Annotated in this window: 20 protein-coding genes; 9 read left to right on the top strand and 11 right to left on the bottom strand. The window is 65.4% G+C overall.

Annotated features, from left to right (window positions below; all coding sequences use genetic code 11):
* Nucleotides 1–265: 265 nt before the first annotated feature.
* Nucleotides 266–1,156: a threonine ammonia-lyase gene (locus ACEWQ0_RS10065; protein WP_476485278.1), complete on the bottom strand. Its 891-nt coding sequence runs from the start codon at nucleotides 1,154–1,156 to the stop codon at nucleotides 266–268.
* 102 nt (nucleotides 1,157–1,258) lie between these two features.
* Between ACEWQ0_RS10065 and pepN the strand changes: the two genes are divergently transcribed.
* Nucleotides 1,259–3,913, top strand: coding sequence for an aminopeptidase N (pepN, locus tag ACEWQ0_RS10060; RefSeq protein ID WP_476485277.1), 2,655 nt, complete (start codon nucleotides 1,259–1,261; stop codon nucleotides 3,911–3,913).
* 33 nt (nucleotides 3,914–3,946) lie between these two features.
* On the opposite strand, the gene ACEWQ0_RS10055 is transcribed toward pepN, so the two are convergent.
* Together ACEWQ0_RS10055 and ACEWQ0_RS10050 are read right to left on the bottom strand one after the other, a co-directional pair.
* Nucleotides 3,947–5,032, bottom strand: a complete 1,086-nt coding sequence (locus ACEWQ0_RS10055) for an FUSC family protein (RefSeq protein ID WP_476485276.1) — start codon at nucleotides 5,030–5,032, stop codon at nucleotides 3,947–3,949.
* Between the two features lie 4 nt (nucleotides 5,033–5,036).
* Nucleotides 5,037–6,146: an HlyD family secretion protein gene (locus tag ACEWQ0_RS10050; protein WP_476485275.1), complete on the bottom strand. Its 1,110-nt coding sequence runs from the start codon at nucleotides 6,144–6,146 to the stop codon at nucleotides 5,037–5,039.
* A gap of 177 nt (nucleotides 6,147–6,323) precedes the next feature.
* On the opposite strand from ACEWQ0_RS10050, the gene ACEWQ0_RS10045 reads away from it, so the two are divergent.
* Nucleotides 6,324–8,024 carry a serine hydrolase gene (locus tag ACEWQ0_RS10045; protein WP_476485274.1) on the top strand — a complete coding sequence of 567 codons (1,701 nt, stop codon included), beginning with the start codon at nucleotides 6,324–6,326 and terminating at the stop codon, nucleotides 8,022–8,024.
* Between the two features lie 70 nt (nucleotides 8,025–8,094).
* The gene (locus tag ACEWQ0_RS10040; RefSeq protein ID WP_476485273.1) at nucleotides 8,095–9,630 is read left to right on the top strand and encodes a phospholipase D family protein; all 1,536 of its coding nucleotides are present in this window, start codon (nucleotides 8,095–8,097) and stop codon (nucleotides 9,628–9,630) included.
* Here the strand turns inward: ACEWQ0_RS10040 and ACEWQ0_RS10035 are convergent.
* Both ACEWQ0_RS10035 and ACEWQ0_RS10030 read right to left on the bottom strand, forming a co-directional pair.
* Nucleotides 9,627–10,211, bottom strand: coding sequence for an N-acetylmuramoyl-L-alanine amidase (locus tag ACEWQ0_RS10035; RefSeq protein ID WP_476485272.1), 585 nt, complete (start codon nucleotides 10,209–10,211; stop codon nucleotides 9,627–9,629). The genes ACEWQ0_RS10040 and ACEWQ0_RS10035 overlap by 4 nt on opposite strands.
* A 102-nt stretch (nucleotides 10,212–10,313) precedes the next feature.
* The gene (locus ACEWQ0_RS10030) at nucleotides 10,314–11,654 is read right to left on the bottom strand and encodes an amidohydrolase family protein (protein WP_476485271.1); all 1,341 of its coding nucleotides are present in this window, start codon (nucleotides 11,652–11,654) and stop codon (nucleotides 10,314–10,316) included.
* Between the two features lie 96 nt (nucleotides 11,655–11,750).
* Between ACEWQ0_RS10030 and ACEWQ0_RS10025 the strand changes: the two genes are divergently transcribed.
* From ACEWQ0_RS10025 to nei, 3 genes are read left to right on the top strand one after another with little or no spacing between them, the layout of a single operon-like run.
* On the top strand, nucleotides 11,751–14,597 hold the full coding sequence (locus ACEWQ0_RS10025; RefSeq protein ID WP_476485270.1) for a hypothetical protein: 2,847 nt from the start codon (nucleotides 11,751–11,753) through the stop codon (nucleotides 14,595–14,597).
* Nucleotides 14,598–14,641: 44 nt separating this feature from the next.
* On the top strand, nucleotides 14,642–14,992 hold the full coding sequence (locus tag ACEWQ0_RS10020) for a hypothetical protein (protein ID WP_476481900.1): 351 nt from the start codon (nucleotides 14,642–14,644) through the stop codon (nucleotides 14,990–14,992).
* Between the two features lie 4 nt (nucleotides 14,993–14,996).
* Nucleotides 14,997–15,830 (top strand): endonuclease VIII, encoded by an 834-nt coding sequence (nei, locus tag ACEWQ0_RS10015; RefSeq protein WP_476485269.1) that lies wholly within the window; start codon nucleotides 14,997–14,999, stop codon nucleotides 15,828–15,830.
* Here the strand turns inward: nei and dauA are convergent.
* Nucleotides 15,772–17,565 (bottom strand): C4-dicarboxylic acid transporter DauA, encoded by a 1,794-nt coding sequence (gene dauA / locus ACEWQ0_RS10010; protein ID WP_476485268.1) that lies wholly within the window; start codon nucleotides 17,563–17,565, stop codon nucleotides 15,772–15,774. The genes nei and dauA overlap by 59 nt on opposite strands.
* A gap of 151 nt (nucleotides 17,566–17,716) precedes the next feature.
* On the opposite strand from dauA, the gene ACEWQ0_RS10005 reads away from it, so the two are divergent.
* Nucleotides 17,717–18,349, top strand: coding sequence for a glutathione S-transferase family protein (locus tag ACEWQ0_RS10005; protein ID WP_476481903.1), 633 nt, complete (start codon nucleotides 17,717–17,719; stop codon nucleotides 18,347–18,349).
* Between the two features lie 18 nt (nucleotides 18,350–18,367).
* Here ACEWQ0_RS10005 and ACEWQ0_RS10000 read toward each other — a convergent pair whose 3' ends face one another.
* From ACEWQ0_RS10000 to ACEWQ0_RS09980, 5 genes are read right to left on the bottom strand one after another with little or no spacing between them, the layout of a single operon-like run.
* Nucleotides 18,368–19,135: a YggS family pyridoxal phosphate-dependent enzyme gene (locus ACEWQ0_RS10000; protein ID WP_476485267.1), complete on the bottom strand. Its 768-nt coding sequence runs from the start codon at nucleotides 19,133–19,135 to the stop codon at nucleotides 18,368–18,370.
* Nucleotides 19,132–19,377 (bottom strand): hypothetical protein, encoded by a 246-nt coding sequence (locus ACEWQ0_RS09995; protein WP_476485266.1) that lies wholly within the window; start codon nucleotides 19,375–19,377, stop codon nucleotides 19,132–19,134. The genes ACEWQ0_RS10000 and ACEWQ0_RS09995 overlap by 4 nt, the downstream gene beginning before the upstream one ends.
* 59 nt (nucleotides 19,378–19,436) lie before the next feature.
* A complete protein-coding gene (locus ACEWQ0_RS09990; RefSeq protein ID WP_476485265.1) occupies nucleotides 19,437–20,138 on the bottom strand; it encodes an SdpI family protein in 702 nt (233 codons plus the stop codon).
* Nucleotides 20,135–20,449 carry a metalloregulator ArsR/SmtB family transcription factor gene (locus tag ACEWQ0_RS09985; protein ID WP_476481907.1) on the bottom strand — a complete coding sequence of 105 codons (315 nt, stop codon included), beginning with the start codon at nucleotides 20,447–20,449 and terminating at the stop codon, nucleotides 20,135–20,137. The genes ACEWQ0_RS09990 and ACEWQ0_RS09985 overlap by 4 nt, the downstream gene beginning before the upstream one ends.
* A gap of 37 nt (nucleotides 20,450–20,486) precedes the next feature.
* The gene (locus ACEWQ0_RS09980; protein WP_476485321.1) at nucleotides 20,487–21,758 is read right to left on the bottom strand and encodes an acyltransferase family protein; all 1,272 of its coding nucleotides are present in this window, start codon (nucleotides 21,756–21,758) and stop codon (nucleotides 20,487–20,489) included.
* Between the two features lie 188 nt (nucleotides 21,759–21,946).
* On the opposite strand from ACEWQ0_RS09980, the gene ACEWQ0_RS09975 reads away from it, so the two are divergent.
* Nucleotides 21,947–23,389, top strand: a complete 1,443-nt coding sequence (locus ACEWQ0_RS09975) for a cbb3-type cytochrome c oxidase subunit I (protein WP_476485264.1) — start codon at nucleotides 21,947–21,949, stop codon at nucleotides 23,387–23,389.
* The gene (locus ACEWQ0_RS09970; protein WP_476485263.1) at nucleotides 23,386–24,402 is read left to right on the top strand and encodes a cbb3-type cytochrome c oxidase subunit II; all 1,017 of its coding nucleotides are present in this window, start codon (nucleotides 23,386–23,388) and stop codon (nucleotides 24,400–24,402) included. The genes ACEWQ0_RS09975 and ACEWQ0_RS09970 overlap by 4 nt, the downstream gene beginning before the upstream one ends.
* The last annotated feature ends 5 nt before the right edge of the window (nucleotides 24,403–24,407 follow it).

The following is a 24,407-nucleotide window of genomic DNA, read 5'->3' as shown; positions in this document are numbered from 1 at the left end:
TTGCAAGGGGCGTCAGCATACCAGCGCGCGAACCTTTGTGCGTCGCTTCCATATCCGGCCCCAGTTCGGGGGGCGCAGACTACGCCGCTTTCCGCTTTCTTCTCGCAGGAAAAGGCTTGTAACCACGCAAAACAAGGAAAACACGGAATACACGGAATACACGGAAAGTGAATTGAAAACCGTTAACGGAAACGCTTGCAGCGCCCGGCCGCAAGCCGCCGGGTCAATAGCAGTGCGAGCGACTGGTTTGATCAAGCGCGTCGGCTCAGCGCAGCGCCGCCAGGCAGGCGGCGACGTCCAGATTGCCGCCGCTGATGATCACGCCGATACGGCGGCCGGCAAATCGCTCCGGATCGGTCAGTATGCCGGCCAGGGCCACCGCGCCCGAGGGCTCGGCGGTCTGTTTGAGCTGTGCCCAGATCAGCTCCATCGCCGCCAGGATCTGCACCTCGGAAACCGTAGTCACGGCGGTGACATGGCGCCGGATCAGATCGAGATTGCGCTCGCCCACCAGCGCCCGCAGGCCGTCGGCGACGGTGTCGGGTTGATGGTCCGCAACCCGGCGGCCGGCGGCCAGCGAACGCGCGGTATCGTCGGCGCCGGCCGGCTCGACGCCGACCACCTCCGGTGGCCGCGTGGTTGTCAGTGCGGCCAGGGCCGTGCTGGACACCAGCCCGCCGCCGCCCACCGGTGCGACGATGCAGTCGAGATCCGGTACCTGCTCGATCAGCTCCAGCGCCGCGCTGCCCTGGCCGGCGATGATGCGGTCGTCGTCATACGGTGGAATCGGTTCCAGGCCGGTGTCGACCAGCCGGGCAAGCATCGCTTCGCGCCCGGCCTGCGTGGGCTCGCAGAAATGAACCCGGCCGCCGTGGCGGCGAACATTGTCGACCTTGTCGGCCACCGCACCCTCGGGCATCGCAATCTCGGCGCGCAAGCCACGCTGCGCGGCCGCACAGGCCAGCGCTGCGCCGTGGTTTCCGGATGAATGCGTGGCCACGCCGGGGCAGTCGCTGTTCAGCAGCGACACCGCATGGCCGGCGCCGCGCAGCTTGAACGAGCCGGTGTGCTGCAGGTGCTCGCACTTGAAAAACAGGCGCGCGCCCGTCACTTCATCAAGCACATCGGATGTCATGACCGGAGTCGTTCGGATCATCGACCGGATCCGCTCCCGGGCGCGGACAACGTCTTTCGGGGTCAGCGTGGATTCGACAGGCATCCGCCCATGATACTTGCCCGATCGAACAGGAGCCCGCTCATGTCAGCCCGTGGTGACCAGCCCCGCACCCCCGTTTTGCGCCAGGACTACCGGCCGCCGGCCTGGTGGGTCGAGCACGTCGAGCTCGATTTCGACCTGGACGCCGCCGCAACCCGCGTAAAAAGCCGCATGCGGGTGCGCCGCAATCGTGAGCTCGGTGAGCTCGAGTCCGCACCGCTGACCCTGTCGGGTGCCGGCCTGGAAACCAAGCGCGTCGAGATTGACGGCGAGCCGGCGCAGTTCGAGGAGCGCGCCGGCGACGGGATGCTGATCGTCGAGAATGTGCCTGAGCGCGCCGAGGTCAGCATCGAGGTAGTCGTCCACCCCGACCGCAATACCGCGCTCGAAGGGCTGTATCAATCCGGCTCCATGCTGCTGACTCAGTGCGAGGCGCAGGGCTTTCGCAAGATCACCTGGTTTCCCGACCGCCCCGACGTGATGGCCACCTACCGCGTGCGCCTCACCGGCGATCGTGAGCGCTTTCCCGTTCTGCTGTCCAACGGCAACTGCGTCGAGTCCGGCGAACTCGACGACGGCCGGCACTTCGCCGTCTGGGAAGATCCCTTTCCCAAGCCCAGCTACCTGTTCGCCATCGTCGCCGGCGATCTGGCCGAGCTGAGCGATACCTTCACCACGCGCTCGGGCCGGGAAGTGACCCTGAAATTTCATTCCGAGCCGGAGAACATCGACCGGCTCGACTACGCCATGGACAGCCTCAAGCGCGCCATGGCCTGGGACGAGGAACGTTTCGGGCTGGAATACGATCTCGACATCTTCCACGTCGTCGCCACCCACGATTTCAACATGGGCGCGATGGAGAACAAGAGCCTCAACGTCTTCAACGCCCGCTACGTGCTGGCCGACCGCGAAACCGCCACCGACGCCGACTATGCCGGCATCGAGTCCGTCATCGGGCATGAGTACTTCCACAACTGGACCGGCAACCGCGTCACCTGCCGCGACTGGTTCCAGCTCACGCTCAAGGAAGGACTGACCGTCTACCGCGATCAGGAATTCAGCGCCGACCAGCGCTCGGCCGGCGTCAAGCGTATCCAGGACGTCGCCGATCTGATGGCACACCAGTTTCCCGAGGATACCGGCCCGATGGCCCACCCCGTCCGGCCCGAGCGCTACGTCGAGATCAACAACTTCTACACCGCCACGGTCTACGAAAAGGGCGCGCAGGTGGTGCGCATGTACGAAACCCTGCTCGGCCGCGCCGGTTTCCGCCGCGGCCTGGATCTCTACTTCCAGCGCCATGACGGGCAGGCGGTAACCTGCGACGATTTCCGCCGCGCCATGGCCGACGCCAACGAGCGCGATCTCGAGCAGTTCGAGCGCTGGTACCGCCAGGTCGGCACGCCCACGGTCGCGGCCGCCACGCGCTTTGACGAGGCAACCGGCGAGCTGGTACTCAGCCTCTCGCAGTGCCTGCCCGAGCACCCGGACAACCGCGACATCGGATCGCTGATGATTCCGGTAAAGGTCGGCTTTCTCGACGCCGACAACCGCCCGCTGCCGGTCACCCTGGCCGGGGAAACGGAGCAGGGCCCGGAAACCCGCCTGCTGGTACTCACCGACGACAAGACCGAGTTCCGCTTTCGCGATCTGCCGACCGACGCTCTGCCGTCGCTGCTCCGGGACTTCTCCGCCCCGGTGAAGTTCGATTACGACTACGCCAGCCGCGACCTGGCCCGCCTGGCCGGCTTCGACCCCGACCCGTTTTGCCGCTGGCGCGCCATGCGCGATTTGAGCCTGCGCGTGCTCGGCGACCTGATCGAAGGCCGCGACGGGCACGACGCCGAGCTGCTGATAGAGGCCTGGGCGGCCGTGCTCGACGGCTCGGATGCCGATCCCGCGCTGGCTGCCGAGCTGCTGAGCCTGCCCTCGGTGGGCGAACTCGCCCAGGATCGCGATCCGGTCGATATTGAAGGCATCCACGCTGCACGGCAGGAATTGATCGGCCTGCTGGGCGAGCGCCTGGAGCGCGCGCTGCGGCAGCGCTTCGATGCCCTGGCGCCGAGCGATGAATGGTCTCCCGATGGCCCGGACGCCGCCCGCCGACGCCTGCGCAACGCGGTACTCGGCCTGCTGGCCGCCGCCGGCTCGGAGTCGGCCGCCGAGCTGGCCTCGAATCACTATGCCCGGGCCGACAACATGACCGACCGGCTCGCCGCCTTGCGCGCCCTGGTTCACAACGGGCTCGAGGGCGCGGATCGAGCGCTGACCGACTTCGAGCAGCGCTTCGCCGATGATGCGCTGGTCATGGACAAGTGGTTTGCCGTCCAGGCCACGCGCGCCGACGAGGCGGTGGTCGACGACGTGCGCCGCCTGATGGGCCACGCCGCCTTCCGGCTGAGCAACCCCAACAAGCTGCGCGCGCTGATTGGCGCGCTGGCGATGAGAAATCCGGTGGCCTTCCACCGCGCCGATGGCGCCGGCTACCGGCTGGTGGGCGAAGTGCTCGAAAAGCTCGACGAAATCAACCCCCAGATCGGCGCCCGCCTGACGACCTGCTTCAACCGCTGGCGCGCCTTTGACGACAAGCGCTCGGCAATGATGAAGGAACAGCTCCAGAAGTTGGCGGCCAAAAAGGGCCTGTCGCCCGACATCGGCGAAATCGTCACCGCGGCGCTGAAGGAGCGTAAAGACTGAAATCCGGAATCACGGAAGACACGGAGTTCACGGTCAATCGCCTTTCCCGGAAGGCTGCAGGTCAACATGCGATCCGCTCCGGCTCTCGGTAATCAGTGCCCCCGCTTTGGGCCATGGCTCTCGCCAGCGGAAAAAAGCGTCGAGCAGCGCCACGCACAAGGCCGCCGACAGCGCCCCGATCAGCGTCAGCACGATCCGGGGGAACGTCGCGTAGCCGGGATCCTGGGTCGAAAGTGCGCCGGCGATCAGCGCCAGGGTTACCGAGAAAGCGTACTGATACACGTTGGCCGGATGCGGGCCCTGGAGCATGCGGTTGCCCAGCCACAGGCCGCCGAGAAAGATCAGCCCCAGAAGAATCGGGAGATGCGGCGACAGGGTGAAGAAAAATAGCGCCAAGAGCGCGATCGCGCCGCCGTAGAACGTGGCGCGGATTCGCTGCCGGGCTTCGTGAAAGACCGCGCGACGGGTCGGGAAGACGACGACCATGGCGGCGATCACCGCCATCATCATGTCCGAGGGCTGCATCACGGCATACAGCCAGAAGCTCAGCCCCAGAAGCACCGTCGCGCGAATCGCGGCTCCGACGCTGACGTTGCCCGGCGTGGGTATCGGCTCATCGACGTGCTGCTCGCGGCTTCGCGGCGGAAACAGCAGATAAACCAGCGGCCCGATCACCAGCGCCACGAGCGATGCCTGGATGAAGCCGTCGCGCATCGACTCGACGGTCGCGCTCCCGTGCATGCCCATCACCGAAAGCAGCACCGCCATGATGACGATCAGCATCCCCGCCTGGGCGCCGGTCTTGAGAATCATCCGGAACCCGGCGAAGTAGACCAGCCACATGGCACCGATGTAGACCAGCGGCATCGGACGCAGCTGCTCGACAAGCCAGGTCATGGCACAGACCAGCACGATCATCGCCACGGGCCCGCCGATCGCCTTGCCGGCATTGAAGGCCTTGCGCTGCGCGCCGATCATGCCCGCCGGCAGCGCGGCGATGATCGGCGCAAGCGCCGGGTCGAAGATCGCGATGGCCAGGTAGGAAAGGGCGCCCGTTGCGTCCAGGCGCAGCGCGAACAGCGGGTCATCCTCGGTTCTCGGGCGCGGGGTGACGTACATGGTTTCAGTGCAGGTAGCTCGTCCACGAGCGCAGGCGCTGCAGCGTGCGGCCGACAAGCGCGATCGGGTTCAGCGCGCCGTGCGCAAAGACCAGGGCGTGCACCTTGCCGCCCACCCGCGCTGATCGCGGCCAGGCGTCCATTCCGCCGGCCAGCTCGATGCGCACCGGAATCCGCCGCGCCGGTTCGAACCAGCGGTTGGCGGGCTGATTCACCACCAGGCCGCCCTGGCTGCTGCGGCCCGGGTCGATGCCCCAGGCGATGCTTTGCACCCGGCCTTCGAAAATCCGCCCCGGCACGGCATCGAACAGCAGGTGCACGTGATCTCCGGGGTCGACCGCGCGCAGCTGGTTCTCGCGAAAATCGACGGTGACCCAGGCCGCCTCGGCGTCGATGAAGGTCATGGCCGGGCTGCCCGCCGAAATGAACTGGCCCTCCGAGAGCGTGACGTTGGTGACCACGCCGAAGTGAGGCGCCCGCACCGACGTCGAGGCCAGATCGTACTGGGCGCGCTCGAGGCGCGCCTGGGCGGTGAGAATGGCCGGGTTGTCGCGGCCCCTGGGCCCCAGCTCGGCGCGCGCGCTTTCCAGGTTGGCCTGTGCCGAACGCAGGCCGGAACGGGCGTCGGCCAGACGGGCGCGTGCCGCGTCGGCATCGGCCTCGGATACCAGGCCGCGTTCGGCCAGCCGCAGGATCCGGTCGACCTCCGAGCGGGTGGTGTCGAGCTGGCTGCGTGCCTGGGTGACGGCCGCCTGCGCAGCCACCAGCGCGGTGCTGGAGGCGTCGATGCTCTGAGTCGTGCTCGCCAGCTCGGCTTCGGCCTGCGCGACGGCGAGCTCGAAAGGTCGCGGATCGATCCGGAACAGCTCGTCACCGGCCTCGACAACGGCATCGTCATCCACGGTCACCGCCGTGACCTGGCCGCCGATCCGCGGCGCGATCTGGACAACCTGGGCCGAGACCGTGCCGCGCGACGAGCTGGGGGCCAGCCGATCGCTCAGGGCGTAGTACACCACCAGCGCGAGGAGCAGCAGGATGATTCCGATGGCGATCGGTGCGGCCGGATTGCGGGATTCGGATTCGGTCTTGCGGGTGTTCGTGTTGTTATCCGGCATCTGGAATCTCCCTGAGCCTGCTCGCTGTCGATGGCGGGGTACACTCGCGTAAACTGTCCTTCGCGGGCGGCCCTGATGGATGGACGCCTGTCGTTTGCAGTGTGTGTCAGCCGGCCGAAGCAATCAACTGGAACCGCCCGATTGGCTCGAAAAATTCAAAGCACAGGAGTAGGTCTCATGCAGCATCTGATTCGCGCCATCGCCCTGGCTGCGGCCGCCGCGAGCGTCGGCTGCGCGACCACGCCCGCGCAGGATGCCGGCCCGGACGAGCGTCGGCAGCCCTCGCAATCGCCGGCGACGGCCCAGGGCTCCGATCCCGAACAGCTCGGCTGGATGCAGGGTTTCCCGCCGCCTGATGACAAGCTCATCCGCTTTACCGACCCGGATTATTTCTCTTTCCCGAAGCTGCGCTGGACGGTGTGCCACTTTCGCGAGCTGATGCCGACCGTCGGCGTCGATAACGGCAGCGGTGCGGCCCGAGCGCTGCCGCGCGCAATCGATCCGGCGATCGGTGAGGTGACGTTTGCGCCCATGGGCAGCGACAAGAAGATGAGCTGGGACGAAGCCTTCGACGCCAACTACAGCGACGGCGTGATCGTGCTCCACCACGGCCGGGTGGTGTACGAACGCTACGCCGGCTGCCTGACCGAGCGCAGTCTGCACGGCGCCATGTCGGTCACCAAGTCGCTGACCGGCCTGCTGGCAGAAATCCTGGTGGCCGAAGGCCGGCTCGACGAGCGCGCCCGGGTCGGTGATCTGATTCCCGAACTTCAGGGCAGCGCCTTCGGCGACGCGACCGTGCGCCAGGTCATGAACATGACCACCGGCCTGGACTACTCCGAGGACTACAGCGACCCCGACGCCGAGGTCTGGACCTACGCAAAGGCCGGCAGCCCGCTGCCCAAGCCCGAAGGCTACGACGGGCCGCGCAGCTATTTCGATTTCCTGCAGACGGTCGAAAAAAGCGGGCGCCACGGCCAGGCTTTCGGCTACAAGACCGTCAACGCCGACGCGCTCGGCTGGCTGATTGCGCGCACGAGCGGTCAGTCGGTGGCCGAGCTGCTGTCCGAGCGCATCTGGAGCCGCATCGGCACCGAGCGCGAGGCGTTCTACACCGTTGATTCCATCGGCACGCCGTTCGCGGGCGGCGGCTTCAACGCCACCCTGCGCGATCTCGCCCGGCTCGGGCAGCTGATGCTCGATGACGGCCGCCTGGCCGGCGACCAGATCGTCCCGCCGCAGGCCATCGCCAGCATCCGGCGCGGCGGTGACCCGGAGAAGTTCGCCGTCGCCGGCTATGACGCGCTGCCGGGCTGGAGCTACGCGAGCATGTGGTGGAACAGCCATGACGAGCACGGCGCGTTCGCCGCGCGCGGCGTTCACGGCCAGACGATCTGGATCGATCCGGCCGCCGACATGGTCATCGTGCGTTTCGCTTCGCATCCGGTCGCGGCCAATGCGGCCAACGACGCGACCTCGCTGCCGGCCTACCGCGCGGTGGCCCGCTACCTGATGGACAAGAATCCGATGCCCCATGATGATGCGCTGCTGCGCGGACGTGAGTGGATCATCGAGGATGTGGCCGGCCGCGGCGTGATCGACGACACCCGGGCCAGCCTCGAGTTCTTGCCGGACGGTCGCCTGGCGGGCAACGCCACCTGCAACCGCATCATCGGCAGCTACCAGGCCCAGGAAGGCGGGCGCTTGAGCCTGTCGCCGACGGGCACGACGAAAATGGCCTGTCCCGAGGCGTTGATGAATCAGGAGCAAGCCATACTGACGCTCTTGTCGGTCATCGAGCGCTACCGCATCGATTCGACCGGAGCGCTGATTTTGTCGACGATCGAAGGCCCGGTCATCAGGGCCAGGCAACAATAGCTTTGTCGATAGCGGTTGCTGGGCCGGTGGTGCTGCGGGAACCTGCGGGAAAGTCTGCGTGATACGTCGAATGCTCTGGATATTGTTCATTACCGTTTGCGTCAGCCTGCTGGCGGTGATCGTGGCGCGATGGCTGTTCGCGCTGCCGGCCCACCAGGCTGAACCGACGACTGCGCTGGCGCCCGCAACCGCGGGCCGGCTGGCCGAATCGGTGGCCGCGGAGACGTCCCGGCATCCGGGACGGTCCGGTGTCGTGCCGCTTTCCGACGGTGCCAGCGCCTTCGCCGCGCGATTGTTGCTGGCCGATGCCGCCAGCTCGTCGATCGATGCGCAGTACTACATCTGGCACGGCGATCTGACCGGCTACTTGCTGCTCGAACGGCTCAAGCGCGCGGCCGACCGCGGCGTTCGCGTGCGCCTGCTGCTCGATGACAACGGCACCGCCGGGCTGGATGCCGAGCTCGCGGCCCTGCACGCGCATCCCAACATCGAAGTGCGGCTGTGGAACCCCTTCAACCTGCGCACCCTGAAGGCGCTTTCCTACGGCTTTGACTTTTTCCGCCTCAATCGCCGAATGCACAACAAGAGCTTTACCGTCGACAATCGTGTCAGCATTCTCGGCGGGCGCAACGTCGGCGATGAGTACTTCGGCACCGGCTCGGCCGCGCTCTTTGTTGACCTCGACGTACTGACCGTCGGCCAGATCGTTCCTGAAATCTCCCGGGATTTCGATCGCTACTGGAATAGCCGGTCGGCCTATCCGGCTGACCAAATTGTTGCTGCCGGCGAAAGCCGGGATCCGGTCGGCGAGAGCCTGACGCGTTTCCGCGACAGCGAGCAGATGGCGCATTACCGGCAGGTGGTCGAGGCTTCGAAGTTGTTCGAACAGATCACCAAAGGCGCGCTGGATTTTGAATGGACCCGGGCTACTCTGGTCAGCGATGATCCGGCCAAGGGGCTTGGTGCTTTGCCGCGCAAGGACCTGCTGACCGGTCATTTGGCAGAAGCGCTGGGGGATGTCTCGGAGCGTTTCGACGGGGTATCGCCGTATTTCGTTCCCGGTGAGGAAGGCGTCAAGGCCTTCACCCGTCTGGAAAAACACGGCGTGAGCGTGCGGATGCTGACCAACTCCATGGCCGCCACCGATGTGTTGCCCGTTCACGCCGGCTACGCCAAGCGGCGCGACGATCTGCTCGCGGCCGGGGTGCAACTGTTCGAGCTGCGTCCGGCCGCCGCGCCGGCCAAACCGTCGGACATCCTCGGGCCGTTCGGTTCTTCGGCGGCCAGCCTGCACGCCAAGACCTTCGCCGTTGACGGTGATCGCATCTTCGTGGGTTCATTCAACTTCGACCCGCGCTCGGCACGCCTGAATACGGAAATGGGCGTGCTCATTCACAGCGAGCACATGGCCGGAGGTCTGCACCGGGCCTTCGACCAGGGCCTGGCCGGACTGGCCTGGAAGGTCCAGAATCGCGGCGGTCGGATGGTCTGGACCGACGCTGCTGACGCCAATGCTGCGCCGCTTGAGCGCGAGCCCGGCAGCAATGCCTGGAAGAATGCCGCGATCACTGTGGTCGGCTGGCTGCCGGTCGAGTGGTTGCTTTAACCTCTGCTCAGCCCCGCGTTTCTTTCCAGAGCCACGCGGTCCAGCACCCGGGTCCAGGGAAAGTGCGGGCCGGGATCGAGTTTGCGGTGGACTTCGATGGCTGCATCGTCGCTGGCCGCGACCGTTCCGGTATCCAGCTCGTCGTGGCCGGCGATATGGCGCAGCCCCGGCAGCCTGGATCGTAATTCTGACAGCAGCAGGATCAAGGCCTCGATCTGGGCGGTGCTGTAATCTTCCGGCCAGTCCTGATGGCGGCTGTCGAACCAGTCGGGCCAGCGCCCGCGGTTGACCAGTTCGATACCGACCGAGTTCCGGTTGTGGCCGCGCACGTGGTGCGCCACCCGCTCGAGCGCCACCCACTGATGAACCGAACCGTCGCGGTCGATATAGAAATGCCCGCTGTTGCCCGTCTGCGAACCTTGGTAGTGAATCCGCTCGCCGTACTCGCGCGCCGTTTCCAGATCCGGCAGCTCGGTGGCGTGAATCACCACCAGCTCGATCGACGCGAGCGGGCGCTCGTCGAGCCGGTCGACGTAGCTCAGCGGGTTGTAGTTCATGTCCAGCGGTACGGTAGTAGTCATGGCCCAAGAAATTCCATTCCGTGAATTCCGTGTCTTCCGTGGTTCAGGATTTCTTTTCCGAAGTTTTCGCTTGGCGTCTTTGCGTTTCAAGGGTTTTGATTTTCAGCTGTCACTTGCCCGAGATGCGATCGCATCCAGCGCGGCGTCGACGCGTTTGCGATCAAACCATGCCCCGGCGCGCATCACGCCCAGGATCGAGCGCGTATTGTCGATATCGTCCAGCGGATTGTGTTCGAGCAGCACCAGGTCGGCCACGCAGCCCGGCTTAAGACATCCGCGGTTGGTTTCGCCGAGGTATTCGGCCACGTTGGTCGTCGCCGTGGCCAGAGCTTCGGCCGGCGTCAGGCCGGCTTCGACGTATATGGCCAGCTCATGGTGAATGGCATCGCCCGGCACGCTCAGGATCTGCGGGGAGTCGGCGCCGGCCAGGATCATCGCGCCGGCCTCGTGCAGGGCCTTGATGAGCCTGCGGCGCAGCTCGATATAGCGCTCGGCATTTTCTTCGGAGCCGTAGCTTGCGCGCATCCGGCCGATACGCTCGCGCCAGCGCGCGGCGGTGTCGGCCGCAATCCAGCGCATCGCGTCACGGTTCATCAGCGCCTCGATATCGCCGGTGGCCCAGTTCTCGATCAGGCTCTGGGTGGGCACGTTGGCGATGCCTGCATCGGCCGTGCGCCGCGCCAGTTCGGAGATCTGGCCCGCGTCCATGGCCGCGATCAGGTTGGCTCCGAACAAGCCGGGGTCGCTACCGTGGAGCTCATGGTTTTCCGGCACCATCTCCTGAGCATAGCCGTCGAGATGATCGATCGTGCCCTGGCTCGACTCCAGCACGCGATCGAGGCCCACGGCCACCGAGACGTGCCCCGAATAGCCGATGCCCAGCGCGTCGGCGCTGCCGGCGATGGCATCGAAGGCTTGCGGCCACAGGCCCGGGTGCAGCTTGAGAAAATCGTAGCCGGCCTCGTGCTGGGCCAGCACCATGCGCCGGGCGTCCTCGGCCGACGAGACCGAGCCGCCATTGAACGACGGGCCGGAGGTGATCAGGCGCGGGCCGGGAGTCTGGCCGTCGGCCAGCTTCTGGCGAAGCGCCAGATGGCCGGGCTCGCCGAGCATGCCGCGGATGGTGGTGATGCCGTGGGCCAGCCACAGCATCAGGGTGTCGTGAACGTGCTGCTCGCCGTCGCGCATTGGCGGTACGTGTGCGTGCATTTCCGCCAGGCCTGGAATCAGGTAACCGGCGTCGCTGACAACCTCGCTGGCAACGGCGGTGTCAATCGAATCGGCCGCGACGATGAAGCCATCGCGAACGCCCAAGTGCATCGGTTCGGACACCGTCGCCCGGTCGATATCGACCAGGCGAACATTTTCGAAAACAAGGCTCTCGCCATGAGCGAGCCCGGCAAGCAGCGCTGCGGTCAGGACGATGGATACTCGGCTCCACATGGTTGGCTCCTCGCGCAAGAACGATCGAATGGCAGCTTCGAGTGTAACGGATGTCTCCCCGCGCGCTCGAAAGTGGGGCCCTGGTGCCCGGCCGACTTGCCGCATTCAGCCCCCTCCAGTAAAGTGCTTGCGGCTGATATCGGCCTGCAGACTGTATCCATTTTGATCGCCAACCCGCTCGAACGTCTGTTGTCGCGCTCCCCCCAGGACTGGGAGTTGTCCGCTGCTGCCCTGCACAGACAGCTTCGGCGGGAGCGGGCGCTGGTGGAGGAGTTTGCCAGCCGTGTGCCGCCGATTCCGCTCGTTCAACACCGCACCGGGCAGGATGACTCTGCGCTCGGTACCGCCGCGTTTGCCGATCTCGAGGCCCGGCCGCGCCGGATCTTTCCCACCGATGATCCGGCGGTGACATACGTGGAGCTGACGTTTCGCTATGCATCGGCTGAGGGGGATACGGCACACGAGCTGAATCTCGGCCATACACGGCTGTATGCGCGCATCGAGGATCCGCTCTACCTGGAAGGCCGTGGTCATACGGTGGAACAGGTTCGCGACTCCGAACGCTTGCGCTCGGCCTACTTTCGGCGCGTGTTTGCGCTCATGGCCGTACAAAGCGACTGCAATCTCGAGCTGGCCGAGTGGTTCAACGAGCTGATCCTGCCCGAGAGAGATGCAAGCGAGTTCGATCTGCTCGCGGCGATCCAGACCTTCAACCACAATATCGTCAAACAGCGGCGTTCTCCCGGCGGCGGGCGCGATGCCTTTCAGCGCGCCATGCATGATTACGACTTCAGTACGCATACCCCCGAGGAAGGACCGATTTCCCTGCGCCTGTCGGTGCGTCCCCACCGACAGGAAGACGGCAGTCATTCACAGTCGATCACGCACGTGCTGGTGGGCAATTCACGCGGGCCTGCCTTGCGTACGGCCAGCGGCAAGGTCATGTTCGCGGCGGCCGGCGGAAACGTGGAGCGGCATTTTCGCGCGTTTGTCGAAAGCCGCAGCGCCGAGCGGCTCAACAGCCTGGAGCGGCGCTCATGGCGCAAGAATGCCGAGGAGAGAATCTGGGGCGGGCCCGGCGAGTGCGAGGCCTGGTTCCACAACCACGAGTCCTTTGTCATGAAGGGGCTGGAGTGGTCGCTGGAGCGAGACAGCAATGATGCGCCCAGGGTGGTTGGCAGCCACCGCAACGTGGCGGTCTACCGCAGCGGTTCGCATCGGGTCGCCGTCAAGGCGGTGCCCTTCGAGTCAGCCGGCGATCTGGTCCGTCTGGCTCAGGCGCATCAGTACGTTCACGGGGTTCAGGTGCCGGCGCTGATGGCGCAGGCAGACAGCTGCCCGGAGCTTGCGGGCGAAATCCTGGCTGCCGCCACCGGGCTTCTCAGCGAACGCAGGTATACGCGCGACATTTTTCCGGCCTCGGCCATGAAACTCTTCGAGCAGAACTGGACCCGCTTGTTCACCCGCAATATCGGGCCCTTGCTGCACCAGGTGACCGTGGACTATGAACACAAGCTGATGCTGACGGTGCTGGATTGGAGTGAGCACGGCATGCTGTCGGACATGGTCGCCCGCCGCCGCCTGCTCGAGGACTGCTCGCTCAGCCATCGACTGCGGATGGCCGCCAACCTGTTCCGCAATGGCTACCAGTTGCTGCAAGATGACGTCACGCACAGCGATCTCAAGCCGGAAAATATCGTCAACCAGCCCGGGCCCGCCTATCGCGCGCTCAAGAAGGCACGACACAAGGGTTGGGAGAGCCTGACCATTCCCGAGCTGGAGGGGCTGATGGATGGTGAAGCCACCTTCGAAGGAGATTTCTCCGGCATTCATTTCGGGCGCGAAGGAGCCATTGACAACCTGGCGAAGGGCGAGGGCCTGCCAACCTCGATTCGCTACTCGAGCTGGAAATTCACCAGCCTGGGTCTGAGCGAAGGAACGCAGCCCACCGCGCTGCGGCAGCAGAAGGGGGTGCTGCCCCGAATCGATGCGCTCTTGCTGGAGCAGGATATTGCCAACCGCGGCACGACGGCGTGGGAAATCGTTTACGGCTCGCTCATCGACTGCCTGCCGCCGGAAGAAGAAGCACGGCGTCTGCGGCGTCGGAAAAGCGCTCAGGAGAATGTTGCCCGCCATCTGGCCGAGGCCATTCGTCTCAAGCGGCAAGGGCGCGTGGACGCGGGGGTGATGCAGCAGCTCGAAACGGCAATGCAGCAGTGCGACAGCCGCCTGCTGGATGTCGTCAGCCTGCGTTCGGAGACCGTCAGCGACAAGAAGCGAATCACGCCTCTGGTGCAGCACGCCAGGGACAACAGCAGTGGCCTGGCTGTATGGCTGGACCCGCGGGTGATCGAGATGCTCGACCATCTGGTCTGCGATTTCCGCCGCGACCAGGTCACGCGCAGCCGGGTGGCAAAGTTGTATCGCACGGCTGAAACCTTGCTGCGCGCCGAAGCAACCCGACTTGAGCGCGCTGACCGCCAGACCGCCAATGCGCGGCGGCGCCGGATGCTGTCCTACCTGCAGGTCAATCGTCTGCACTTCAATCCGGACTGCGGTCTTCTCGGGCTGGCTGAACTGCCACGGCAGCTTCGGGAGTTTGCCGAGCTGGTTGATCGGGTTCCCGACGCACGCGCGGCCCTCCGCGAATTCACCACCACCTGGAACAACATCCGCCTGTGGGACGTGAGTGTTGTCGAGGCGCTGGAGGAGTTGCGACAGGCGCGGGGCGGTGAGCCCGGCGCCGGCGACAGCGGCCGTGAAGAGCTCTACCAGCTGGTACGCTCGACGCTGCTCAGCGAGCACGCCAGGCTGGTCAGGCTGGAGTCCCGCGTCGACGAACAACGCATGCAGCCGCCGTTTCTCGGTCTGCTCGAGCGGCGGCGCATTCGGCTCTACGACGCCGGTGGCAAACTGCGCTTCAGCCATACTGTCGAGGCCTGAACCGCCCGCCGCCTGGGAATCGTGGTAGCGTGCAATGCATGCAGATGATTGCCAGATACCCTTCGCGTTCACAGGCCGAGGAGCGCGCCGCCTTCCTGCGTTCACGCGGTATCGTTACTCAAGTCACGGACATGACCTCGTTGCGGCTCAATCTGGCGCATCGGGGCCGGTTTCGGGCTGCGCTGTGGGCGGTGCTGGGCGAGCAGGCCGAGGATGCCGCTGCCTTGCTCGAAGATGCCGATCATCGGGCCACCACCGCGCTCGACGAGCACGAGCTCCAGCGGTTCGAAGACGAGGGCGCGGAGATTGCCCGGCGCACGCTGATCCGCTGGCTGACGATCACGGCGTTGGGTCTGGCTGCACTGGCAGCGCTGATCGTGGCGCTGGGACTGTAACCGCATGCCGGAAGGGCCGGAGATGTACCGTGCCGCGCGCGATATCGCCGCTGCGGTGGGGCAACGCCCGCTGGAAGAGGTATGGTTTGCCTTCGAGCGCCTGAAGCCCTGGTCGCAGCGCTTGATTGGCCAACCCCTGGCACGGGTCGAGACGCTGGGCAAGGCATTGCTGCTGTGTTTCGCTGATGACACCACGATCTATACCCACAATCAGCTCTACGGGCGCTGGATGTTCGCTGCGGTTGGGCGCCGCCCCGATACCCGCCGGCAGCTGCGCCTGGCGTTATCCACCGACGAGCGCTCGGCGCTGCTCTACAGCGCCTCGGAAATCCAGGTGATCGAGTCCGGCAGGCTCGGCGAGCACCCCTTCATCGCCCGGGCCGGTCTGGATATCCTTTCCAGCGGCGCGGAGGTCGAGCGCGTGGCCGAGTGGATCAGCCAGGATCGTTTCGGCGGCAAGCGTCTCGGCCATCTACTGCTTGATCAAGGCTTTCTGGCCGGCGTGGGCAATTATCTGCGCTCGGAAATCCTGTACGTCGCCGGCTTGCACTGGCAGCATCGACTGCGCGATCTCGACGATGCTGCGTTATGGGGGCTGGCGGCAGCCGCCCATGGGCTGATGTGGCGCTCGGCCGAGACCGGCGGGCTGACCAACGATCCCGATCGCATCGTGCAACTCGAGCACGCCGGCTGGCCGCGGCGTGACTATCGGCATTACGTATTCAATCGCGACGGTCAGGTCTGCCATGCCTGCAATACGCCGATCGAGCGCATCAGCGTCAGTGGTCGGCGCCTGTATTGCTGTCCGAGCTGTCAGGCCCGGCGGCGTGCTTTTTGATTGGCCGGTCTCGCCAGCGCTCGGCCACGCGCAGCGCGTGCGCCGTGTCACGGGCAAAGGTCAGCTGGCGGCTGACGCGGCGAATGCCGGCCCGCCGAAGCTTGACGATGATGCGCGGCTCGGCGTGGGTGACGATCAGGCCGACCTTGCGTTTGGCAAGCTGCTCGAGCATGGACTGGAAAACGACAATGGCCGACATGTCCATGCTGGGCACTTCGCGCATGTCGAGGATGACCATTTGCACTTCCGGTTCGAGCCGGTGCAGGGTGGCCAGCGCGCGTTCGGCCGCGCCGAAGAACATCGGCCCGCGCAGCCGGTAGGCGGCGAGGTCGGTTGGCAGGTCCCGCGGCAGGCCGCCTTCCTTGCCGATCATCGGCTGCGAGGCGGTCACGTCGGCCATGCGCTGAATGAACAGCATGGCCGCCAGCCCCACACCCACGGCCACGGCCACCACCATGTCAAAGACCACCGTCAGGCCGAAGCAGGTCAGCAGGATGGCAACATCTCCGCCCGGAGCGGTTCTGAGTATGCGCAGGAAGTGTCCGGCTTCGCTCATGTTCCAGGCCACGACCAGCAGCAGGGCAGCCATCGACGCCATGGGCAGTTGCGACAGGATGCCGGCCAAGAACAGCATCGCCAGCAGCACAACGGCGGCGTGTACCATCCCCGCTACCGGCGACGCCGCACCAAAGCGCACGCTGGTTGCGGTGCGCGCAATGGCAGCGGTCGCCGTGATGCCGCCAAACAGGGGGGCGACCAGGTTGCCGATACCTTGACCGACCAGCTCCGAGTTGGGGCGGTGTCGGGTCCCGGTCATGCCGTCGGCAATCACGCCGCACAGCAGCGACTCGATGGCGCCGAGCATGGCGATCGCCAGGGCCGGGCCAAACAGGTCGCGCAGCAACGCGAAATCAAGCTGCAGCGGTGTGCCGTCCGGGCCGGGAAGATGCCACGGCAGGCTGAAATGCGGCAGCCCCGGCGGAATGCCCTGTCCGGAGACGCCGCCCAGCTCGTAGCTGAACTGGCTGGCAATCGTGGCCACTTCGAAACCCGGCCAGTAACGCGCCGCCAGCCAGGCGCCCAGCCCGGCAACAAGCAGCGCAATCAGCGGCGAGGGTACGGCACTTTTCAGGCGCGGCCAGCCCAGGAGAATGCCCAGGGTCAGCAGGCCCACGGCCAGGTCCTGAAAACTGGTGCTCGGCAGTGCCAGCACGATGTCGTGAACCTGCTCCAGGAAATGCCCACCTGATTCGGTGGCAACCAGTCCGAGCAGATCGCGAATCTGCAGCGTGGCGATCACCACCGCAATCCCGGCGGTGAAGCCGACCACCACCGGATAGGGAACGAAACGGATCATTCGGCCCAGGCCGGTGGCGCCCATCAGCACCAGCAGCAGACCGGCCATCATCGTGGCCAGCAGTAATCCGCCCAGGCCGTGCTCGGCAACCACCGGCATCAGTACCACCACGAAGGCGGCGGTGGGGCCGGAGATGTTGAAGCGCGAGCCGCCCGTGACAGCGATCAGAAAGCCGGCAACAATGGACGTATACAGACCGTGCTGCGGCGGCACGCCAATGGCAATTGCCAGCGCCATGGCCAGCGGAATGGCCACGATGCCGACGGTCAGCCCGGCAAGAATGTCGCGTTTGAGTTCGTTGAGCCCGTAACCGGCGCGCAGGGTGTCGATCAGGGCTGAAAAAGGGGATCGATCGAGAAAGTTCGAGGGTGCAGTCATAGGCCCCTGATTATAGCGCTGGAGAGTGCCGGCCCGCGTCTGCGCTTGACTCGGTCGGCGTCAGCCGACAATCTGGTCGCCACCCGGGATCGTGAGCGCCATCCCGACGACGGCTTGCCAGCCTGGCGTACGCAGCAAAAGAGGTGAGGTCATGAAACTCTACACGTTCCCGGAGGCGCCCAGCCCGCGCCGCGTTCATCTGTTTCTCGCCGAAAAAAGCCTGGAGATCGAGCAGGTTTTCGTGGACATGCGCAAGGGTGAACACCTGACGCCAGCGTTCGCCGCTGTTCACTCCGATCTCACGCTGCCGGTGCTCGAGCTCGATGATGGACTGCGTCTGGGCTCCAGCGCGGCCATATGCCGCCATCTCGAAGGCCTGAAGCCCGAGCCGCCGCTGCTCGGAGTGACGCCGCAGGAGCGCGCCCGCATCGATGATCGTGATCGCTGGGTGGAAATGAACGGTCTGCTGGCCGTCATGGAAGGCTTTCGCAATTCGCTCGAGGGCTTCAAGGACCGCGCACTGCCGGGTCGGCGCCCGGTCGCGCAGATTGCCGAGCTGGCGCAAAGAGGGCGTCAGCGCTTCGACTGGTTCATGCACGACCTTGACGGCATGCTCACCGCGCATGATCACGTTGCCGGCAACGAGTTCAGCGTTGCCGATATCACCGCGCTGGTCGCTCTCGATTTTGGCCTGCGGGGCTTGAAGATGGAAATGCCCGCCCGAGCCAGGGCGCTCACGGCCTGGCATGCACGCGTTTCCAACCGCCCGGCCATCAAGGGCTGAAGAGCGCTCTGGGTCCAGTCAGTTCGACGGCCAGTAATGGCTGTCGGGCAGCGGCCGTGGCCCGAAAATGGCCTGACCGACGCGGACCACCGTGGCGCCTTCGGCGATGGCTATCTCGAAGTCGCCGGACATGCCCATCGATAGCTCATCGAAGTGCATATCGACCGGTCCGTCCTGGCGCAGCCGTTCCCGAAGCCGGTACATCAGGCGAAAGCAGTCTCTGACGCGCGAGCGATCGGTGGTCAGCGCGGCCAGGGTCATCAGGCCGCGCACCCGCAGGGCGGAGAAGGGTTTGAGCGCGTGCGCGAAATCGATCGCGTCATCGGGCTCGAGGCCGTACTTGCTCGCCTCGCCCGAGCTGTTGATCTGGATGAATACGTCCAGGCTCCGGCCTTCCATCTGCAGGCGCCGTTCGAGCGTTTCGGCAATCCTTATTCGATCCAGCGCCTGGAACTCGTGGGCGAAGCGGGCCACGTACTTGGCCTTGTTGCTTTGCAGGTGGCCGATGATCGACCAGCGCGCGTCCAGGTCGGACAGGGCTTCGACCTTGCGCTGAGCCTCCTGGACCTTGTTTTCGCCAAAGCTTGTGCAGCCGGCCTGCCAGGCCAGGCGCATGCGGCGCTCGTCGACGGTCTTGCTTACCGGCAGCAGCGTGACCTCGGTCGGGTCGCGATCAGCCTGTTGGCAGGCGGCCGCGATCCGGCGCTTGACCGCGGCGAGGTTGCCGGCAATGTCAACGCCATCGGCCGCGGCCTGGTGGTGGGCGTTCGAGTCGCTTTTTCTCACTGTTCGGCCCGGCCTCCGCAGGTATCTTGCACGAGTTTGCCGATTCCATCGGCCAGCGCCGCGCGTGCGCCCGGTGCCAGCGCGTGCCCGGCGGCCGCAGCGTGGTCGATGCGGGCAAAGACCGTTGCCCCGTGGGCGCGCACTGCGGCTTCGAGCCGGTCGATGGTCTCGCTGACCGACCAGGGGCTGGCCAGGGTTTGCAGACCCTGGTCCTGGTGCGGCGGTGTGCTTGCATCGGGCATGGCGTTTTCCTTCTGATCAGTTCTTGAACCTGCTGGCCCACTGGCCTGACCGGGCAGCGTCAGGTTCCGTCGTGGTTGTCGGCGCTGTATGTTTCCCTTTCGGGATCCTTGCGCCACACCAGGTAGGACAGCACGGTCGACACGAGTGCTGCGCTTGCAACGGCTGCGGCCATGACGATCCAGGCGGTCTGGCCTTCCGTGATCCACAGCGCCGGCAGCGAGATCAGGCCAGCGGCCATGAACAGGCGCGCGCCCCAGCGGTGCGTAACGTCCCAACTGCGATCCGACGACAGGCTCCATGGCGTACGGACGCCGGCAAACCAGTTCGGTCGCGCCTTGCCCAGCGCGTTGCCGATGACCATGATGAAGACCGCGACGACGCTGCCGATCAGCCTGGGCATGGTCGACCCGCTCATTTCGACCAGACCGACTGCCGAGAGGGTAATGACGCCCTGCGCGATGGCCAGAATGAACAGCGAGCCGAGCCAGCCGGCCAGCCACAGCGGTTTCGACCGCTGCAGGTTGCGACCGCGCGGGTCGATGGCCGGTGCGATCGCGAAGATCGCGATCAATACCAGCGCGGTGCCCGGAATGGCAAGAAAGGCCTCGATGGGCCCGGCGGTGCGATCGACCTCACCGGCCATATTCCAGTGCACGGCAATGGCCTGACCCTCGGGGGTCATCAGCCAGCCGGCCAGGCCGAGCAGTGCGATCGCGACAAACAGCGGAATCGAGAACAGCAAACCCTTGCGAACCATCATTCCTTCTCCTGTTCCTGTTCTTTTTCACGTTCGTTTTCATGCGCCTGGCTCTTGCCCGCGCCGAGGATACTCATCAGCGCGCTCATGGCTTCTTCGGCGACCGAGACGTTGAGCCGGTAGCGGATGGTGGTGCCGATGCGTTCGGCCTGGATCAGCCCGGCGTCTCGCAAGGTGGCAAAGTGGCGCGACATGGTCGGTTTCGACACTGGAAACTCGTCGGCCAGCTCGCCGGCGGAAAGCGGCCCGCTTCGCAGTTTTTTCAGCACGGCCCGCCGGACCGGGTGGGCGAGCGCCTGGAACAGATCCGTCATGGATCTAATTTAACAGGCACGCTAATTAGCGTCAATGCTAAATATCATTTTCCTGATGCTGACGAAGCAGCCGCGAAGCCAGGCCAACGCCAACCAGCCCGATGATTGCGCCGGGGCCGGCGCCCAGGACCAGCGCGCCGGCCAGGCCGGCGAACAGGGCGAAACCGCCGGCCAGGATGGCGGGCGTGGAATCGCTAGCGGGCGGTGTCCTGCGGCGGTGTGTTTCGATCCAGGCGACGATCGCCAGCACCGGCACGACCATCAGCAGGCACAGGCCAAGCCACCACAGCCGGCCGCTCCAGAAGCCGGGATCGCCAGGCGTGCCGGCATCGATGGGCGCACCGAGTTTCTCGCCCAGCCAGGCGGCGGGCAGCTCGGCCAGCTTGTGCCACAGATACAGCGGCATGCCGAAGGCGCCGAGAAAGGCGACGATGCCCGCCAGGCGCTCGCGATCAAGCAGCCAGCGCGCGGGTTTTTCGCACAGCAGCACCAGGCCGACCTGCAGCCACATCACGCCAATCAGCGCGAGCGTTGGCGGCAGCATGTTGCTGTTGCCCTCGAAATCCAGCCCGACCATGCCGACCGGGTAGCCGCTTTTGACGGCAGCGACGAGCCAGGCTGCGCCCAGCGCAAGCAGCCCCAGGCCCGCCAGCGCCCCGTGAAATCGGCGCCGTTTCCAGGCGATGCCGAGCTGCTGCGGCAGCAGCCAGACGAAGAGCGCATTGAGCCAGCCGATGCCGCCTTCGGTGGCGGTCACGCGTGCACCCAGGCTGGCCCACTGCGCGGGCCAGAAGGCGCCGGCGCGAAGGATATCGACAGCCGCGGCCAGCGCGATCAGCGCCACCACCGCGCTCAGTCCGAACCGGCGGTCGACGGTCACGCCCGCCGGCAGCAGGGCCTGGACGGCCAGCAGCATGACCAGAAACCACAAATGGATGGTCAGCGAGCCGCCGAAGGCGCCAAGAACACGGCCACCGGAGAACTGTGCGATGACGGCCAGCAGCGTCAGCGCAGCCATGTAGGTGAGCGTGGGCCGGGCCAGGCGCAGGGCGCGGGCGCCCCACCACCGGGTTTGCGAATGGCCCTGGTGCAGGCGGCGGGTCACGCCTTGAGTGCTCACGGCAGCCGAGACGAACACGAACAGCGGCACCACCTGCACCAGCCAGGTGAACAACCCGGCCGCGGGCCAGACCTTGAGGATGTGATCGGTGGCAATCAGCCGGTCGTCGGCCAGCCGCGGCAGCGTGGCCAGCCAGTGGCCGAAGACGACGACCAGCAGCGCCAACGCGCGCAGCGCGTCGGGGTAGATATCGCGTTGAGGGTCCCGGGCCGAGCTCAGGGTGCGCTCCTGAAGGAGACAAAACCCGAGTATAAACGCCGCCCGGGTCGGCGTGCGCGGCGGCGCCAGGCCAAGGCGCCGGAAAACGCAATGACCCGGGTCAAGAAATTGTTATAATGCATCTCAAATACCCTTTTAACCAAGAGTCAACAACGACAATGCCCGACAGATCCACCCTGCTGCCGCCCGAGCGGCCCTTTGTGGTCAGCAAGTCGCGCGTGGCCTCGGCCCCCGACTCCGATGCTGCCTGGACGCGACTGATATTTGCCTACATCGGCTTTGGCACCTTCTGGCTGATCATCGGCACGCTGGCGGGCGAGTATCTGGGCCTCAAGTTTTCCTGGCCCGACCTCGATCACATTTCCTGGTTGTCTTTCGGGCGCCTGCGCCCGGTGCACACCAATACGGTGTTCTGGGGCTGGGGCTCGCTGTCACTGATCGGGCTGGCGCTTTATGTGGTGCCCAAGACCAGCCAGAGGCGCTTGCACAGCATTCCGCAGGCCTGGGTGGCGCTCGGTCTGATCAACCTGGCGGTGCTGGTCGGCGATCTTCTGCTGATGGCCGGCATCAACAGCGGCGGCCAGGAATATCGTGAGTTCATCTGGCCGGTGATGGGCGTGTTCTCCGCCGGGGTCATCATGGTGGCATGGAACCTCATCCGCACCATTGCCGGCAGGGCCATCGAGGAGATCTATATCTCCAACTGGTACATCATGGGCGGCTTTCTGTGGACTGTCGCCCTGATGGTCATCGCGCATATTCCGACCTATCAGAACACCGGCGTCAGTCAGACCATCATCCAGGGCTACTACATGCACATGGGCGTGGGCATGTGGTTCACCCCGCTGGCGTTGGGGGCCACTTACTATTTCCTGCCGCGGCTGCTCAACAAGCCGATCTATTCCTATTCCCTGGGGGTGCTGGCCTTCTGGACGCAGATGGTCTTCTACAGCATGATCGGCGCGCATCACTTCATCTATGCGCCCACGCCCTGGGCGCTGCAGACGGTGGCCATCATTTTCAGCGTCGGCATGGTCGTTACGCTGGCGGCCGGAACCGGCAACTTCCTGATGACCATGAAAGGCAGCGGACGCACCATCGCCCGCAGCTACAGCTTGCCGTTTATCCTCGTCGGGGTCGTGTGCTACTTCGTGTTCTCGCTACAGGGCACCTTCGAGGCCTTCCGTTCGCTGAGCAAGGTCTGGCACTTCACCAACTTCACCGTCGCCCACTCGCATCAGACGATGTACGGTTTCGTGGTGTTTTTGATCTGGGGTGGCATCTATGGTCTGCTGCCGCGCCTGACCGGGCGTGAGCCGTCCGCCCTGCTGGCCGGAGTGCACTTCTGGTTTGCTCTCGTTGGCCTCGTTCTCTACTCCACTCCGTTGATGATCGGCGGCACTCTGCAGGGCTACAGCTGGATGTCGGATGCGCCCTTCATGCGCTCGGTCACGCTGATGGAGCCGTTCTATCTGTGGCGAGCCGTGGGCGGTACCCTGATGTTCCTCTCGCATCTGGTGTTTGCCTGGAACCTGTGGCGCATGCGTCCGCAGGGTGACGGAGCACCCCGTGGTGCAGCAGCAGAGGAGGTGCAGGCGTGAGCTTCCATCGTAATCACTGGATGCTGTTTGGCACCATCTTCTTCGGCTTCATCTTCCTGGGCATCATCGTTGGCATTGCGCCGGCCTACTGGACCCAGGCTCAGGTCGAGGTCAACTACACCGGCGACACGCTCTCCGACCGAGAAAGAGAAGGATTGGGCGTCTACATTGCCGAGGGCTGCGTTGCCTGTCATACCCAGCAGGTCCGGCCGCTGGAGATGGATGCGGACTTCGGCCGTCCGTCTGCGCGCGATGACTATGCCCGCATCGGTGGGCCACTGGATATGTGGCGACCCTATGCCCCGGCGGTGCTGGGCAGCGCGAGAATCGGCCCGGACCTTTCCGACGTCGGCTCGCGCCAGCCGGCTGAAACGTGGCAGTACATGCATTTGTACAACCCGCGTACCGTGGTTGAAGACTCCATCATGCCGGCTTATCCGTGGTTGTTCGAGGTCACCGATAACCCCGATGAGGATGCTTTCGTTGTGCCGTTGCCTGACGAGTTTGCCCCCGGAGACGATCTGCAGGTGGTTCCCAATGATCGCGGCCAGGCGCTGGTGGCGTATCTGTTTGCGCTCAAGCAGCCGATCGAGCGGCGAGCGGGCGCGGCTGCTTCCGGAGCCTCTCGCGAAAAGTCGCAAGATGAATCCGAAGCGAAGACAACAGCGTCGACGACAACCGCCAACGGTGAAACGCTTTACAGCAACAATTGCGCAGCCTGCCATCAGGCCAGCGGGCAGGGCGTGCCCGGCGCTTTTCCGCCGCTGGTCGATGACCCGGTTGTGGTCGCCGACGATCCCACTGAACATATCGATATTGTGTTGTTTGGTGCCCATGGCCGCGAGATCAATGGCCAGACCTATGGCTCGCCCATGCCGCCGTTCGGGCACTTCAGCGATGACGAAATCGCCGCCATGATCAACCACGAGCGCACCAGCTGGGGCAATGACGCACCGACGGTCAGCCCCGATGATGTTGCGGCCCGGCGCGAGGAGGGTGAGCAGAACCAATGAGAACG

Source organism: Wenzhouxiangella sp. YN9, from assembly GCF_056324165.1.
The sequence above is the reverse complement of the archived record's forward strand: the minus strand, read 5'-3'. Positions and strand labels throughout refer to the sequence as shown.

What these genes read in the sequence shown, in the direction of transcription:
- ACEWQ0_RS10065 (WP_476485278.1), bottom strand. Translation starts at nt 1,156, where the DNA reads ATGATCCGAACGACTCCGGTCATGACATCCGATGTGCTTGATGAAGTG.
- pepN (WP_476485277.1), top strand. Translation starts at nt 1,259, where the DNA reads ATGTCAGCCCGTGGTGACCAGCCCCGCACCCCCGTTTTGCGCCAGGAC.
- ACEWQ0_RS10055 (WP_476485276.1), bottom strand. Translation starts at nt 5,032, where the DNA reads ATGTACGTCACCCCGCGCCCGAGAACCGAGGATGACCCGCTGTTCGCG.
- ACEWQ0_RS10050 (WP_476485275.1), bottom strand. Translation starts at nt 6,146, where the DNA reads ATGCCGGATAACAACACGAACACCCGCAAGACCGAATCCGAATCCCGC.
- ACEWQ0_RS10045 (WP_476485274.1), top strand. Translation starts at nt 6,324, where the DNA reads ATGCAGCATCTGATTCGCGCCATCGCCCTGGCTGCGGCCGCCGCGAGC.
- ACEWQ0_RS10040 (WP_476485273.1), top strand. Translation starts at nt 8,095, where the DNA reads ATGCTCTGGATATTGTTCATTACCGTTTGCGTCAGCCTGCTGGCGGTG.
- ACEWQ0_RS10035 (WP_476485272.1), bottom strand. Translation starts at nt 10,211, where the DNA reads ATGACTACTACCGTACCGCTGGACATGAACTACAACCCGCTGAGCTAC.
- ACEWQ0_RS10030 (WP_476485271.1), bottom strand. Translation starts at nt 11,654, where the DNA reads ATGTGGAGCCGAGTATCCATCGTCCTGACCGCAGCGCTGCTTGCCGGG.
- ACEWQ0_RS10020 (WP_476481900.1), top strand. Translation starts at nt 14,642, where the DNA reads ATGATTGCCAGATACCCTTCGCGTTCACAGGCCGAGGAGCGCGCCGCC.
- nei (WP_476485269.1), top strand. Translation starts at nt 14,997, where the DNA reads ATGCCGGAAGGGCCGGAGATGTACCGTGCCGCGCGCGATATCGCCGCT.
- dauA (WP_476485268.1), bottom strand. Translation starts at nt 17,565, where the DNA reads ATGACTGCACCCTCGAACTTTCTCGATCGATCCCCTTTTTCAGCCCTG.
- ACEWQ0_RS10005 (WP_476481903.1), top strand. Translation starts at nt 17,717, where the DNA reads ATGAAACTCTACACGTTCCCGGAGGCGCCCAGCCCGCGCCGCGTTCAT.
- ACEWQ0_RS09995 (WP_476485266.1), bottom strand. Translation starts at nt 19,377, where the DNA reads ATGCCCGATGCAAGCACACCGCCGCACCAGGACCAGGGTCTGCAAACC.
- ACEWQ0_RS09990 (WP_476485265.1), bottom strand. Translation starts at nt 20,138, where the DNA reads ATGATGGTTCGCAAGGGTTTGCTGTTCTCGATTCCGCTGTTTGTCGCG.
- ACEWQ0_RS09985 (WP_476481907.1), bottom strand. Translation starts at nt 20,449, where the DNA reads ATGACGGATCTGTTCCAGGCGCTCGCCCACCCGGTCCGGCGGGCCGTG.
- ACEWQ0_RS09975 (WP_476485264.1), top strand. Translation starts at nt 21,947, where the DNA reads ATGCCCGACAGATCCACCCTGCTGCCGCCCGAGCGGCCCTTTGTGGTC.